Here is a 13,939-nt window from a genome sequence, read left to right on the forward strand (position 1 = left end):
AATGCGGACTTCCACTCGCACTTCTTCGGCGAAATGGCGGTTTGGGCGAACCTGGCCTAGCCCTTGGGGCGGGAGCCGGACGCCACTTCCTCCGGGTATTCGTCGTAGAACGGGACGTAGCCCTCGTCGCGGCCCTTCAGCACGTAGAGCGGGTCCTCGATCTTCTCGTCGTCGGTGCCGTAGCCCTGCTTGCGCAGGTCGACTTTGCGGCTCTTGAACGTCGACGTGGTCTCCAGCGACTCCACGATCCGGATGAACAATGGCACGGCATAACCGGGCAGGTTGCTGTAGACCGTCTCGGCCAGCGCCTTGCCGTCGAACTCCACCCCGTCGCGCAGCTTGATCGCCGCCATGCCGGCCCGCCCGCCGGTGTCGGGCACCTCGACGCCGAACACCGTGGACTCCTCGACGTTCTTGTCCTGGCCCAGCGCTGCCTCGACCTGGGTGGTGGCGACGTTCTCGCCCTTCCACCGGAAGGTGTCGCCGAGCCGATCGGCGAAGGCGGCGTGCCGCATACCCTGCGGGCTCATCACGTCACCGGTGTTGAACCAGACGTCGCCTTCTTTGAAAGCGTTGCGCACCAACTTCTTTTCGCTGGCTTCCTTGTCGGTGTAGCCGTCGAAGGGCGAGAGCTTGTTCACCGGACTGATCAGCAGGCCCGGCTGACCGGGCGGCACCTTGCGGACGCGGCCGTTCTCGTCGCGCGCCGGCTCACCGGTCTCCGCGTCGTACTCCACATAGGCCAGCGGCGTCGGGCTGATGCCGGTGGTCTTGGGAATGTTGAAGATGTTGATGAACGCGGTGTTGCCCTCGCTGGCGGCATAGAACTCTGCCACCCGGCCGATGTTGAACCGCTTGGTGAACTCGTCCCAGATCTCCGGGCGCAGCCCGTTGCCCGCGATCACCCGGATCTTGTGCCGCTGGTCGGTGTCCTTGGGCGGCTGGTTCAGCAGATAGCGGCAGACCTCGCCGATGTAGATGAACGCGGTGGCTTCCATTTGGATGACGTCGTCCCAGAACCGCGACGCTGAGAACGACTTGCCCAACGCCAGGGTGCCGCCCGCGTTGATCACCGAGGACACCGCGACTGTGAGCGCGTTGTTGTGGTAGAGCGGCAGCGGGCAGTACAGGGTGTCGTTGCTGTTGAGCCGCAATCCCAATCCGCCGAAAGCGGCCAGCGCACGCAGCCACCGATGGTGCGTCATCACGCTGGCCTTGGGGTGCCCGGTGGTGCCCGAGGTGAAGATGTAGAAGGCGGTGTCCTTGGCCTGGACCTCCGACGCCGACGCAGGATTGTCCGTCGGCTTGCCTTTGGCCTGCTCCTCGACATCGTCGATCGTCACCAGTTCGGCGACTTCGGCTCCGCTCTCCTTGATCGGGTCGATCAGGTCGGACTCGGCGATGACGACGGTGGCATCCAGCAGACCGATGCTGTGCGACAACACATCTCCGCGCTGGTGGTAGTTCAGCATGCCGGCGACCGCGCCGCATTTGACCGCCGCGAGCATCAGCAGAACGGCGTTGGGTGAGTTGCGCAGCATGATGCCGACGACGTCGCCGCGGCCAACTCCCTTGTCGGCCAACACCGCCGCGAAGCGGTTGGCGGTCTCGTTGGCTTCGCGGTAGGTGATCTTGTCGTCGCCCATCCGGATGAACACCTTGTCGGCATACTTCGCGGCGCGCTCCTGGAACACCTTTCCGATCGACGTCTTCGTGGTCGGCAGGGCCAGCAGGCCGGTCAGCGCACCACGCAGAATCACGGGCGCATCCATCACCACCGACGGCAGCCTGGTGGCAAGATCCAGCAGACCGACCGAGTGCTTGGCACCCGAGTCTTTCGAACCGGATTCGCCGGATTCGTCAGAACTATTGCTGGCCATCGGTGCCACCTCCCGTATCTCGCCCGTCCCGCGGGTCAGCGTAACCCCGGTCACGTCCGGGGTGTGCAGGCGTCGAGTGCGGCCTCGACGTCCCTGGCGACCACCAGCCGGTCCAGTGCGGCCGCAGCGACGAAGCCGGATCCGACGAGAGTTCCCAGCCAGGTGCGCAGACCGTCGTAGTGGCCGCCGGGATCGAGCAACACCACCGGCTTTGCATGCATACCCAGGTACCCCGCGGTCCAAGTTTCGAAAAGTTCCTCCAGCGTGCCGATCCCGCCCGGAAGTGTGAGGAAGGCGTCGCTGCGGTCTTCCATGACTTGTTTGCGCTGCCGCATGGTGTCGGTGACGATCAGCTCGTCGGCCTCGACGTCGGCCAGCTCACGGTGCACCAGAGCCTTCGGGATGACACCGACGGTCCGGCCGCCGTGCGATCGTGCGCCCTCGGCCACGGACCCCATCGCCGAGACGTTGCCGCCACCGGACACCAGCGTCCAGCCGCGATCCGCGATCGCCTCGCCCACCCGGCGGGCGAGGTCGAGCAGGTCGGGGTGGCGCGGTCCGGATGCGCAGTAGACGCACACGGCCCACTCGTCGTCGCGGTTCTCCGGTTCCACACCGGCAAACCTAACGCAGCCGATTTGCGGCTATTGCCGTGCCGGTGCGGCCCGGCAAATAAAGTCCGGCTATGCCGAATCGGTGGCCTCTCGTGCCGCGCCAGTCCCTGGATGACGCGATCGAACTGCTCGAGAGCCATCGCGGTCTGGCCTTGGTCGGCGCCGACGGGACCGGGAAGACGACGCTCGCCGGCCACATCGCCGAGCGACTCGGCGAGAAGAACCCGGTCCGGGTGAAAGCCACCGCGACGCAGGCCGCAGTGCCGTTCGGAGCGTTCGGCCCACTGGTCGAGGTCCACGAGGTAGGCAAACCGGCGGCGCTGATCCACTCGGCACTGGAATCCCTACTCGCTCAAGCCGAGAGCACGCTGATCATCGTCGACGACGCCCAGCTGCTCGACCCGCTGTCGGCCAGTCTGGTCTACCACTTGGCGCGGCACGACTCGGCGCGGCTGATCGTCACGGTGCGGGCGGGCGCGACAGTGCAATCGGCAGTGACCGCGCTGTGGGCGGACGCCCTGCTGGCCATGCTCGACATCGGCCCGTTCGACGAGGACGAAACACGTTCTGTGCTAGCCGAATTGGGCCAGACCCTGGGTGACGAGTACCGCCGCACCGGTGGCAATCCACTGGAATTGCGACTGCACCTACAGACCCGCTCGGCGGCAACGTCGCTGGAGCCCCTCGTCGACGCGTTTTTGGCCGAGCTGCCGGTCGCGGCGCGTACCGCCCTGGGCTACTTGGCCGTGCATGAGCCGCTCTCCCGCGACGATCTGGTCGCGCTCACTTCTGCCGAGGCCGTCGATCAGGCCGAAAATACCGGAGCCGCGGAGCTATTCGAATCGGCGGTGTATGCCGGACACCCACTGTTCGTCGAGCGGGTGGCACTGGAGACTGACCCGACCGATGCCCGGCGGTTGCGCACCGAGATCCTGGGCCAGCTCGCCACCCAGCCCTACCGCCACCTGGGTGACCGCCTCGGCCGCGCCGTGCTGGCGCTGGACAGCGACTCCCCCGAGTCTGTGGACGATGTGGTGACCTCGGCTCAACAGGCGTTGCGGCTCGGGGATCTCGTCCTGAGCGAACGGCTCGCCGGCGCAGCGCTGCAGCGCTGCGAACGCTTCGATGCGCGACTTGCGCTGAGCTACGCGCTGGCTTGGCAGGGCCGCGGCCGGGAAGCGGATTCCGTTCTGGCCGAAGTGGAGGCCGCCGGATTGTCCGAAGCCGAGGTGATGGCGTGGGCGCTGCCGCGGGCGGCCAATCAGTTCTGGATGCTGTCCGAACCCGAGCGCGCGACCGCATTCCTGCAGAACACCCGCAAACAGATCAGCACGACGGCGGCCCGACTGACGCTGGATGCACTCTCCGCCACCTTCGCGATGAACGCCGGCAACGTGGCGCGCGCGCTCGAGATCGCGGGCGGGGTACTGGCCGACCCGGAAGCCGAAGACATGGCGGTCGCATGGGCCGCCAGCGCGTCGGCGCTGTGCTCGGCGCGGATGGGCCGCTTCGATCAGGTGGACGCACTGGTACAGCGGGCGCTGGACGCCGAGCATCCCGGGCTGCTGCGATTCACCGTCGGCCTGGCGCAGACGACGAAGCTGCTGATGACCGGGCAGGCCGACGCTGCGCTGGAGGTTGCAGGTGAGTTCACCGACTTCGCCGAGCTGGCGCAGCCGGGGCGCTCGATCGGTGAGGTGCTGTTGGCGCAGGTGCTGATCGCGCAGAACGATCCGGCGGGTGCAGTACGGCTACTGGTCCCGGCCGCGGCGACGCTGGAGCGCACCGGTTACTCGTGGGGTCCGCTGTCGCTGATGTACCTGACCACCGCGCTGGCCCAGCAGGGCGAGATCGCCGAGTCGGCCAAGGTGCTCAGCCGCGCCGACGCGAGGCATGGCACCAAGTCGGCGTTGTTCGCTCCCGAGCTCGGCGTGGCGCGCGCGTGGCGGCTGGCCACCGTGGGCGACGGCACGCACGGGGCGATCGACGCTGCGCGCGAAGCCGCCCGCGCCGCCGAGCGCAGCGGTCAGCTGGGGGTTGCGGTGTGGGCATGGAACGAGGCGGCGCGACTCGGCGATACGCAGGCCGCCGGCGCGATCTCGAAGCTGGCGGAGACGGTGGACTGCGCGTTCACCCGGTGAGGTAGCGCCGCAGCGTCTTGGTGACGGCGGTGATCTGAGCCAGTGCCACCCGTTCGTCGCGCTTATGGGCCAGGTTGGGATCGCCGGGGCCGTAGTTCACCGCGGGGATGCCCAGCGCGGCGAACCGGGCGACGTCGGTCCAGCCGTACTTGGCCCGCACCATTCCGTCGGCGGCCGTCACCAGCGCCGCCGCGGCGGGGTGGTTCAGACCGGGCAGCGCACCGGCGGCCACATCGGTCTGTTCCAGGCGCACGTCGAGTCCGTCGAACACCTCGCGCACGTGGGCGAGGGCCTGTTCCGGTGAGCGGTCGGGGGCGAAGCGGAAGTTGACGGTCAGGTCGGCCGCGTCGGGAATGACGTTGCCGGCGACGCCGCCCTCGATCCGCACCGCCGACAGGCCTTCGCGGTAGGTGCAGCCGTCGATGTCGACGATGCGGGCATCGTAGGCCGCGAGCCGGTCGAGCACCGCGCCCAGTTTGTGAATTGCGTTGTCGCCCAGCCAAGAACGGGCCGAGTGCGCCCGGGTTCCGGTCGCCGAGATCACCACCCGCAGGGTGCCCTGGCAACCGGCCTCGATGTAACCGCCGGAGGGCTCGCCCAGAATCGCGACGTCGGCCTGCAGCCAGTCCGGGAGGTCACGCTCGATGCGGTTCAGTCCGTTGGCGGAGGCCTCGATCTCCTCGCAGTCGTACATGATCAGGGTGATGTCGTGGGCCGGCTCGGCGATCGTGGCGGCCAGGTGCAGGAACACCGCATCACCGGACTTCATGTCCGATGTGCCGCAGCCGTACAGGTGGTCACCGTCGAACACCGACGGCACGTTGTCGGCGATCGGGACGGTGTCGAGGTGGCCGGCCAGCACCACCCGGGACGGCAGGCCGAAGTTCGTGCGCGCCAGCACCGCGTCGCCGTTGCGGATGACTTCGTAGCCTCTCGCCTGCTCGCGCAGCGCGGACTCGACCTCGTCGGCGATCCGCGCCTCATCGCGCGACACGCTCGGGATGTCGACGAGGGCGGCGGTCAGCGCGATCGGGTCGGCGCTCAGGTCTAACACAACTGACCAGGCTAGCGGGCAAGCGCGATGCATTACCGTGGAGCACCGTGACTTCTGCTGCCGGCGTCGGATTGGCCACCATCACCGAGGACGGAACCGTCCTCGACACCTGGTTCCCGGATCCCGAACTGGGTGCCTACAGCCCGTCGGGCAGCGTCCGGCTCTCGGTCGCCGAGGTGCCCGATGACCTGGCCGCCGTGGCCGGCCCCGATGCCGCGCGCGGAGTCGAGACGATCGTCGTGCGCACGGTGATCGAGGACCTGGGCGACAAGCCGCTCGACACGTATGACGCCTACCTGAGGCTGCACCTGCTGTCGCATCGGCTCGTCGAGCCGCACGGGCTCAACCTCGACGGCATCTTCGGCGTGTTGACCAACGTGGTGTGGACGAACTTCGGGCCGTGCCAGATCGAGGGCTTCGAGGATGTCCGGCTGCGGCTGCGCAGTCGCGGCACCGTGACGGTCTTCGGCGTCGACAAGTTCCCGCGCATGGTCGACTACGTGATGCCGACCGGAGTGCGGATCGCCGACGCCGACCGGGTGCGCCTCGGTGCGCACCTGGCGCCCGGCACCACGGTCATGCACGAGGGGTTCGTGAACTTCAACGCCGGCACGCTGGGCGCGTCGATGGTGGAGGGCCGCATCTCGGCCGGTGTGGTGGTCGGCGACGGCTCCGACGTCGGCGGCGGCGCATCGATCATGGGCACGTTGTCCGGCGGTGGCACGCAGGTGATCTCGGTGGGCAAGCGCTGCCTGCTCGGCGCCAATGCGGGTCTGGGCATCTCGCTGGGCGACGACTGCATCATCGAGGCCGGCCTCTACGTGACGGCGGGCACCAAGGTCACCACCCCGGACGGGACGACGGTCAAGGCCCGCGAACTGTCCGGCGCGAACAACCTTCTGTTCCGGCGCAATTCGGTGACCGGTGCGGTCGAGGTGGTGGCTCGGGACGGTCAGGGCATCGCGCTGAACGAGGCCCTGCACGCCAACTAGCTCGTCGACCGCGCTCGACTGTGCGGTTTCATCCGCGACTCGCCGCTCATCGGGTATGACGACGCACGTTCGTCGCGCCCGCGTGTGAAACATCACCGCTCGGGTATAGGTGCAGCGTGTTTCCGGAGGAGTTGCGGCAGCTGGCCGCCGCGCACGGGGTGGCCACGTCCTATCGCAACGAACGCCGGGAGCCGGTGGGTGTCGACGCCGAGGTGGTGATCCGCGTTCTCGGATTGCTGGACGTCGACGCCGGCACCGAGGCCGGCAGGCGTGCCGAGCTGGCCAAGCTGGCCGAGCGCGACCGCGCGGGCCGGTTACCGCCCACTGTCGCGGTGCGCCTGGACGGTAACCCGCGTGCGATGCCCGGGGCCGAGCTCCTGGTCGGTGAGGACGGCAGCCGCATCGAGGTGGCTGACGAGGTGCCCGCGGACCTGGCGCCGGGCTGGTACCGGCTGCACACCCGCGACGGCCAGCAGATCACGTTGGTGGCGGCTCCAGCGCAGGTGCCGCAGACACCGAACACCTGGGGCTGGATGGTGCAGCTCTACGCACTGCGATCGGCGCGCTCGTGGGGTATCGGCGATTTCGGCGATCTGCGCGAGTTCATCGAGTGGACGGCCGCAGAGCACGGCGCCGGGGCGGTGCTGCTCAACCCGTTGAGCGCGCCCGGCCCGACGCATCCGGTGCAACCGTCGCCCTACACCCCGTCGAGCCGGCGGTTCGCCAACCCGCTGGCGCTGCGCATCGAGGATCTCGACGCCTATCAGGCGGCAAGCCCGGACACCCGCAGCGAGGTGGACGCGCTCCGGGTTTCGTCGAGTACTGAGCGGATCGATCACGACCTGGTGTGGGCGGCGAAACGTTCTGCGCTGGAGGCACTCTGGCGATCGTCCGGCAGGCCTGACCCGCTCGAAGGGTTACCGGAGCCGGGCGGTCTGTCCGACTGGGCGACCTATTGCGCGCTCGCCGAACGTCACGGTGGGCGGTGGAGCCGCTGGCCGCACGAACTCCGCGATGTCCACGGTCGGGGTGTCGCTGGGGCGCGCCGGGAGCTGTTGCCCCGGATCGCATTTCACGCGTGGGTCCAGCAGCAGTGTGCCGAGCAGCTGGCGGCGGTGCGTGCGGCCGGACGAAACACCGGTATGGCTGTGGGTGTGCTGCACGACCTGCCCGTCGGTGTGGACGCCGACGGGGCCGACGCCTGGGCACTGGCTGATGTACTGGCCGGCGGCGTGAGCGTCGGGGCGCCCCCGGACAACTTCACCCCCCGCGGCCAGGACTGGGGGCTGCCACCGTGGCGTCCCGACCGGCTGGCGGCCACCGGCTACGCGGCACTGCGAGACATGTTGCGCGCCATCCTGTCCCATGCGGATGGATTGCGGATCGACCATGTCGCCGGCCTGTGGCGACTGTGGTGGATCCCGCCGGGCGACACCCCCGACCGCGGCACCTACGTGCACTATGACGCCGAGGTCATGCTCGCGGTTCTCGCCCTGGAGGCACACCGGGCCGGGGCTGTCGTCGTCGGTGAAGACTTGGGCACCGTCGAACCCGAGGTCACCGCGGCGTTGGCCGCCAACGAGATGCTGGGCTCGGCGGTCTCCTGGTTCACCCGCGACGAGTCCCAACCCGACCAGCCGCTGCTGGCGTCAAAGGCATGGCCGTCGCGCGCCGCCGCGAGCCTGTCCACCCACGATCTGCCCACCGCCGCAGGGTTTCTCCGGGGCGAGCACGTACGCGCACGCGCCGAGCTGGGATTGCTCGACGATGTACCGGCAGAGCAGACCAACGCGGACAAGGAGCGCGCCGAATGGCTGGCTTTGCTTCGCTCCGAAGGCCTTCTGGATGAGACCGAGTCCGACGAGGCCTCGATCATCGTTGCGATGCACCGCTTTCTGGCATCGACGCCGAGCCGGCTGAAGCTGATCTCGCCCTACGACGTGATCGGCGAGCCGCGGCAACCCAATCTGCCGGGCACGATCGACGAGTATCCGAACTGGCGACTACCCCTTGCGGAAACCCTCGAACAGCTACGCGCAGATCCGCGCGTCACCGAGATCACCGCGGCCTTCCGGTCGTGAGCCGCTATTTCGCCGACAGGATGCAGAACTCGTTGCCCTCCGGGTCGGCCAGCACCACCCAACTCTGAGCGCCCTGGCCGATATCCACGTGGCGGGCTCCCAGCCCAACCACCCGATCGACTTCGGCCTGCTGATCGTCGGGGGTGAAGTCGAAGTGGATGCGGTTCTTGACGACCTTGTCCTCGGGCACGGTCAGGAACAGCCAGTCGGGCCCGCCACCGGCGGGGGCCCGCAGGACCACGTCGCCGTCCTCGGTGGCCTCGGCAGGCCAGCCCAGCACCGTCGACCACCACGACGACAGCGCATGGATGTCGCGGGCGTCGATGCAGACATCGCTGAACCGCAGCGTCATTTCATCAGCTCCTTCTTGACGACTTTGCCCATCGCGTTGCGCGGCAGCGAATCGACCAGCCGCACCTCACGGGGGCGCTTGTGCACCGAAAGCTGTTCGGCGACAAAGGCAATCAGATCTTCTGGCCTGGCGTCACCGACAACGAACGCCACGATCCGCTGACCGAGGTCGGGGTCGGGCAGGCCCACCACCGCGACCTCCTCGACCCCGGGATGGCCGAGCAGCACCGTCTCGACCTCGCCGGCCCCCACCCGGAAGCCACCGGACTTGATCAGGTCCACCGATTCGCGGCCGACGATGCGGTGCATGCCACCCTCGTCGATGACGGCGGCGTCGCCAGTGCGGTACCACCCGTCGGGATCGAAGGCATCGGTGGTGGCATCCGGCCGGTTGAGGTAACCGTCGAACACCGTCGGGGCCTTGAGCTGAAGGCTGCCGATGGTTTCGCCGTCGTGCTGACCGACCGAACCGTCTTCGTGCACCAACCGCGTATGAACCCCGTTGAGCGGCAACCCGACCCAGCCCGGCCGGCGCTCCCCGTCGGCCCGCGTGCTGATCGTGATCAGCGACTCGGTGCTGCCGTAGCGCTCGACGGGCGGCTGACCGGTCAGCTCGGTCAGCCGGGTGAACACCGGCACCGGCAGCGGCGCGCTGCCTGACACCAACAGCCGTGCCGAGGCCAGCGCGGCGGCGGCTGCAGGGTCGGCCGCCACGCGCGACCACACCGTGGGCACCCCGAAGTACAGGGTGCCGCCGGCAGCGGCGTACGCCGCAGGGGTGGGCTTTCCGGTGTGCACGAACCGATTTCCCACGCGCAGCGAGCCCAGCAGTCCCAGGATCAGGCCGTGCACATGGAACAGCGGCAGCCCGTGCACCAGGGTGTCGTCGGGGGTCCACTGCCAGGCCTGCACCAGCGCGTCGATTTGAGCGGCGATCGCGCGCCGGCTGATCAGCACGCCCTTGGGCAGCCCGGTGGTGCCGGAGGTGTACATCACCATCGCGGTGCTCCGCGGCGCCGGCTCGGGGTAGCGGTGCCACGATCGCGCGTGCAGCCGGACCGGGACATGCGGCAGGTCGCCGAGGTCGGCGGGTGACTCCCCCAGCCAGGCCTGCGCTCCGGAGTCGGTAAGGATGTGCGCGCGTTCGGCGACCCCGACGTCGGCGGGCACCGGAACGAACGGGACGCCGGCGATCAGGCAGCCCGTGACAGCCAACACGGTGGCGGCGGTGGGGGTGGCCAGCACGGCGACTTGCCGGGCACCGCCGACCCGCTCGGCCACGGACGTGGCCGCCCCGACGAGATCACTGCGGGACAGGACGGCGCCGTCGATGCGCACGGCGTCACCGATGTCGGCTCCGGCGGCGACGGCAGCGGGATTCAGGGAGGCCAGCAGCACGTCGCCGACGGTACCGAAGATACTGGCCTGGTGAAGCCGACCACCCAGCTCTCGTCACGCGAGGTGTACCGCAACAACTGGATGACGGTGCGTGAGGACATCATTGAGCGGCCGGACGGGTCCACCGGTATCTACGGCGTCGTCGACAAGCCCGACTACGCGTTGATCATCGCGGTCGACACCGGCCGGGTGGCATTGGTCGAGCAGTACCGCTACCCGCTCGGTGAGCGCCGCTGGGAGTTCCCACAGGGCACCGCCCCGAACCGGGCCGCGGTGAACCCGGCGGAGCTCGCCGCCCAGGAGTTGCGTGAGGAGACCGGGCTGACCGCCGGTGCGTACGCCGTCCTGGGCAGCCTCGACATCGCTGCGGGCATGAGCAGTCAGCGGGGCTGGGTGTTCCTGGCCACCGACATCACCGAGGGCGAACCCGACCGCGAGCACGAAGAGCAGGACATGCATTTCGAGTGGTTCGAGCGCAGCCGGTTCGAGGAGATGATCCGCACAGGCGCGATCACCGACGCCCAGTCGATCGCCGCCTACGCGCTTTTGCTGCTCAGGGAGCGTTTCGAGGCCTAATCGTGACCGGCACGCGTGGGGCAGATGTGACGGATGAGGTTTTCTGACGGCTACGCTGATAACTCGCAACAACGTTCCGAGGAGTCATGAGCCGCCACAGTTGGGGTGCCACGCTGGTGGCCGCCGCGACGATCTGCGCCGCGGGACTGCTGTCCCCCGCCTCGGCGCACGGTCAGCCGCCGGCCTGGGACGGGCGCTACCAGATGATCACGTACGCCTCCCAGAAGGCTGGCACCAGTCCGGCCACCCGCCAGAAGGAGAACGACTTCGGCGCGGTCTTCACTCTGGCGACCGCATGTTCTGGCGGCAGGTGTGTCGCCACCGTCGTCGATGGTCCCGCGCCGAGTAACCCGACCATCCCGCAGCCGACCAAATACACCTGGAACGGCGCCGAGTGGGCCACCACCTACGACTGGGTGTGGGACTGTTTCCTCGGCGACGGCTACCAGAAGCAGTGGAGCCCGGCCACCTCGTGGGCCTTCTACACGCCACAGCCGGACGGGTCGCTGCGCGGCACATGGCATACCGACATCGCACAGGGGCCCTGCCGCGGTAGCGTCGTCATGCCCGTCGCAGCGATGCCGGCCTAGTCATTGCTCCGTGCGGCGGGCTGACCACTGCGGCGGCGCAGCCACAACCACGCCGCGAACACGCCGAGGACGAATGCGCCGAGTATTCCGAAAACCACGCTCAGCGGCGGCGTCGACGAACCCCGAGAGGACGCCGGGGCGATTCTGTTGTCACGAATCGACATGTCGGCGGGAATCCCCTGCGCACCTGCGGCCAGGGTGTCGCCCGTCAGTTGCGACCAGCCGTCCGGCAGCTGCTCGATGTAACCGAACAGCGGTTCCACCAGTTGCCAGGCCGCGGTGGTGGTGACCAGGAGGACCGTGCGGTCGCGCGGCGGGTCGGCGAAGGCCTGAATCGAGCCCAGACCCGACCCGACGTCGGCCCGCAGCACCGTGGGTAGATCGAGGCTGATCGAGGATTGGTCCCCACTGACTGGCGGATTCAGCGTCGTCTGCTTGAGCGTTGTCGAGTTGGCGACGATCAGGGCTCCGAGCTTCGACTCGAGCGCCGACTTGAGGTCGACGACGCGCGGCGTCAGCTCAGCACTAGTGACTCGCGCCATGTCGACGACGAGCCGAGCGGCATAACTGAGTTGACCGGGACCGCTACCGTCCAGCGCCACCACGAAATGCGGGCTGAATTCGGAAGGCAAGGAACGAAATCCACCAACCGCTAGCCCGCCGCGATGGACAGTGAGTGTCGATCGCGGATCGAGTTGGAAGGTGATCGGCGCGATCATCGGCGAACAGATCATCCGCGGGGTATAAGTCAACGCGAAATTCAGGACGATCCGTTCGGTGAGTACTTGTGCGGGCAGATCGAAGGTGGCGTCCAATCGGCCGCTGTCGTTGAGCGCTGAGGTGAACACAACGGTGCTGCCGGCGCGGACCATCACCGTCGCGCTGTCTTCTTTTGCCACCGGGGTGTAATCGGCGAGCAGGTGCACCCGAATGTTGTCGATCCGGCCGTCACTGAGCGCCGCGCGGTCGGCTCCGACCGTGAGGGTGGCCGTCCGCAGCACGTCCGCCTTGCCGGTCATCTGCAGCTGATCGAACGTCATCGTGTCGGTGGTGGCGCCGCGTCGCGAGCCCGCCTGGTCGACTCGGGCTCGCGGTGTCTGCGCCAGGTCCTGCACTCTATTGGCAAGCACGGATACCTGCGTCACAAGTTGGTCGTCCCGCCCGGATACTCGGAGCAGGGCCTCCGGAGTCCCGGCTCCAGCGATCTCGAGGCCGGCGGCGCCTCGCTCGACGAGAACGGCTCGCGCCAACGGCCCGGCTGGCGGCGGTGTCGCTCCCCGGGGCTGTTCGGCAACAGTGATCACGACCGTTTGCGGCCGGTAGGCACGGGTCAGCGCTGCCGCCAGCGTCAGTACCGCCTGCTGCTCGGAACTGTCCGCATCGGTCGGTGCATACAGGACGACCCGCTGAAGCACCGAAGGAAAGAACGTCGCGATCGACGTCGGCGCGGGCTCGGCCCCGGCGAAGACGGTCGCAAGGTCGGTGATGCTCAACGTCTGCTGCGGGCCGCAATTCTCGTATGGCGCATTGGTATGGCGGACGGTGAAGGACAGCCCGACCGTGGAGTCGCCGGTGTGCGCGGCCGCGATGTCGATATCGAAGGGCACGACGACCTGATCCGCTGTCTGCGCCGCAGGGAAGTTCACCGCGCCGAGGAAGGCACCCCGGTCGTCATCGATCTCGAGATAGCCACCAGATATGTTGACAGGGGCATGAATCAGACCCCGTAAACGGTTGGGTCGGAAACCTGTCGGCAGCGGGACAGCAAAGTCTTGATTGACGTTGGTAGTGGGAAAATCGACACCTCTCGGTAAGCCGAGCTGCACCCAGCTAAGTGTCAACTCGCCAGGTGTCGCCAGCAACGTGGCATCGGGATCGGCTTGGGCCGAAGTAGGTTCGGCCAGCATAACCGCTGCGGGCGCGATCAGCAGCCAGATTCCCAAGAGCGCCATCATCGTCCACCGACGCATCAGAAACCTCGCCGAGGGCAGGCTCGCAGCTCCACGCAATTCCACTTCCGTCGTGGTGGTTTCGACCGAATCGTGGGTTGGACGATACCGCGGCAAGATCCCGCCGATGTGTTATCGGAGACCGAACCCGCCGTCGGTGCCAACTTTTCGAGCACATTTCGACAGCGAATCAGTGTCGGCAGTGCAAAGTGGAAGTCATCGAAGTACAAAGGTGCAAATCTGGAGATTCGAGGGTTGATCCGTCGCTCTCGGTGAGTACGTCTCGGACGACGTGGGATGGATCGCATTGCGA

The 13,939-nt window shown here is 67.9% G+C and carries 11 protein-coding genes; 5 read left to right on the forward strand and 6 right to left on the reverse strand.

The window, feature by feature from the left end:
- Nucleotides 1-56: 56 nt before the first annotated feature.
- Together fadD6 and AB431_RS23155 are read right to left on the reverse strand one after the other, a co-directional pair.
- Nucleotides 57-1,880 (reverse strand): long-chain-acyl-CoA synthetase FadD6, encoded by a 1,824-nt coding sequence (fadD6, locus tag AB431_RS23150; RefSeq protein ID WP_047333724.1) that lies wholly within the window; start codon nt 1,878-1,880, stop codon nt 57-59.
- 50 nt (nt 1,881-1,930) lie between these two features.
- Entirely contained in the window at nt 1,931-2,494 is a 564-nt protein-coding gene (locus tag AB431_RS23155; protein ID WP_047331909.1) for a TIGR00730 family Rossman fold protein, read from the reverse strand.
- Between the two features lie 71 nt (nt 2,495-2,565).
- On the opposite strand from AB431_RS23155, the gene AB431_RS31505 reads away from it, so the two are divergent.
- Nucleotides 2,566-4,635, forward strand: coding sequence for an ATP-binding protein (locus AB431_RS31505; RefSeq protein WP_052960374.1), 2,070 nt, complete (start codon nt 2,566-2,568; stop codon nt 4,633-4,635).
- Here the strand turns inward: AB431_RS31505 and dapE are convergent.
- Nucleotides 4,625-5,689 (reverse strand): succinyl-diaminopimelate desuccinylase, encoded by a 1,065-nt coding sequence (dapE, locus tag AB431_RS23165; RefSeq protein ID WP_047331910.1) that lies wholly within the window; start codon nt 5,687-5,689, stop codon nt 4,625-4,627. The genes AB431_RS31505 and dapE overlap by 11 nt on opposite strands.
- Before the next feature lie 2 nt (nt 5,690-5,691).
- On the opposite strand from dapE, the gene dapD reads away from it, so the two are divergent.
- Entirely contained in the window at nt 5,692-6,681 is a 990-nt protein-coding gene (gene dapD / locus AB431_RS23170; protein ID WP_200902786.1) for a 2,3,4,5-tetrahydropyridine-2,6-dicarboxylate N-succinyltransferase, read from the forward strand.
- A 116-nt stretch (nt 6,682-6,797) separates the two neighbouring features.
- Nucleotides 6,798-8,762, forward strand: a complete 1,965-nt coding sequence (gene malQ, locus AB431_RS23175) for a 4-alpha-glucanotransferase (protein ID WP_047331912.1) — start codon at nt 6,798-6,800, stop codon at nt 8,760-8,762.
- 4 nt (nt 8,763-8,766) lie between these two features.
- On the opposite strand, the gene AB431_RS23180 is transcribed toward malQ, so the two are convergent.
- The gene (locus AB431_RS23180; RefSeq protein WP_047331913.1) at nt 8,767-9,114 is read right to left on the reverse strand and encodes a VOC family protein; all 348 of its coding nucleotides are present in this window, start codon (nt 9,112-9,114) and stop codon (nt 8,767-8,769) included.
- Nucleotides 9,111-10,511, reverse strand: a complete 1,401-nt coding sequence (locus AB431_RS23185) for an acyl-CoA synthetase (protein ID WP_047331914.1) — start codon at nt 10,509-10,511, stop codon at nt 9,111-9,113. The genes AB431_RS23180 and AB431_RS23185 overlap by 4 nt, the downstream gene beginning before the upstream one ends.
- Before the next feature lie 81 nt (nt 10,512-10,592).
- On the opposite strand from AB431_RS23185, the gene AB431_RS23190 reads away from it, so the two are divergent.
- Both AB431_RS23190 and AB431_RS23195 read left to right on the forward strand, forming a co-directional pair.
- Nucleotides 10,593-11,087: an NUDIX hydrolase gene (locus AB431_RS23190; protein ID WP_200902787.1), complete on the forward strand. Its 495-nt coding sequence runs from the start codon at nt 10,593-10,595 to the stop codon at nt 11,085-11,087.
- A gap of 86 nt (nt 11,088-11,173) precedes the next feature.
- Nucleotides 11,174-11,677 (forward strand): hypothetical protein, encoded by a 504-nt coding sequence (locus tag AB431_RS23195; protein WP_047331916.1) that lies wholly within the window; start codon nt 11,174-11,176, stop codon nt 11,675-11,677.
- Here the strand turns inward: AB431_RS23195 and AB431_RS23200 are convergent.
- Complete coding sequence (locus tag AB431_RS23200) at nt 11,674-13,647, reverse strand: hypothetical protein (protein WP_047331917.1); 1,974 nt, start codon at nt 13,645-13,647, stop codon at nt 11,674-11,676. The two genes, AB431_RS23195 and AB431_RS23200, sit on opposite strands and share 4 nt — an antisense overlap.
- Between the last annotated feature and the right edge of the window lie 292 nt (nt 13,648-13,939).

Origin of the sequence: Mycobacterium sp. EPa45, from assembly GCF_001021385.1 — a bacterium.
Lineage (GTDB): Bacteria > Actinomycetota > Actinomycetes > Mycobacteriales > Mycobacteriaceae > Mycobacterium.

Bases quoted from the DNA above. Each gene is read 5' to 3' on its own strand.
- AB431_RS23200 (WP_047331917.1), bottom strand. From the start codon at position 13,647: ATGCGTCGGTGGACGATGATGGCGCTCTTGGGAATCTGGCTGCTGATC.
- AB431_RS23195 (WP_047331916.1), top strand. From the start codon at position 11,174: ATGAGCCGCCACAGTTGGGGTGCCACGCTGGTGGCCGCCGCGACGATC.
- AB431_RS23180 (WP_047331913.1), bottom strand. From the start codon at position 9,114: ATGACGCTGCGGTTCAGCGATGTCTGCATCGACGCCCGCGACATCCAT.
- fadD6 (WP_047333724.1), bottom strand. From the start codon at position 1,880: ATGGCCAGCAATAGTTCTGACGAATCCGGCGAATCCGGTTCGAAAGAC.
- AB431_RS23190 (WP_200902787.1), top strand. From the start codon at position 10,593: ATGACGGTGCGTGAGGACATCATTGAGCGGCCGGACGGGTCCACCGGT.
- AB431_RS31505 (WP_052960374.1), top strand. From the start codon at position 2,566: ATGCCGAATCGGTGGCCTCTCGTGCCGCGCCAGTCCCTGGATGACGCG.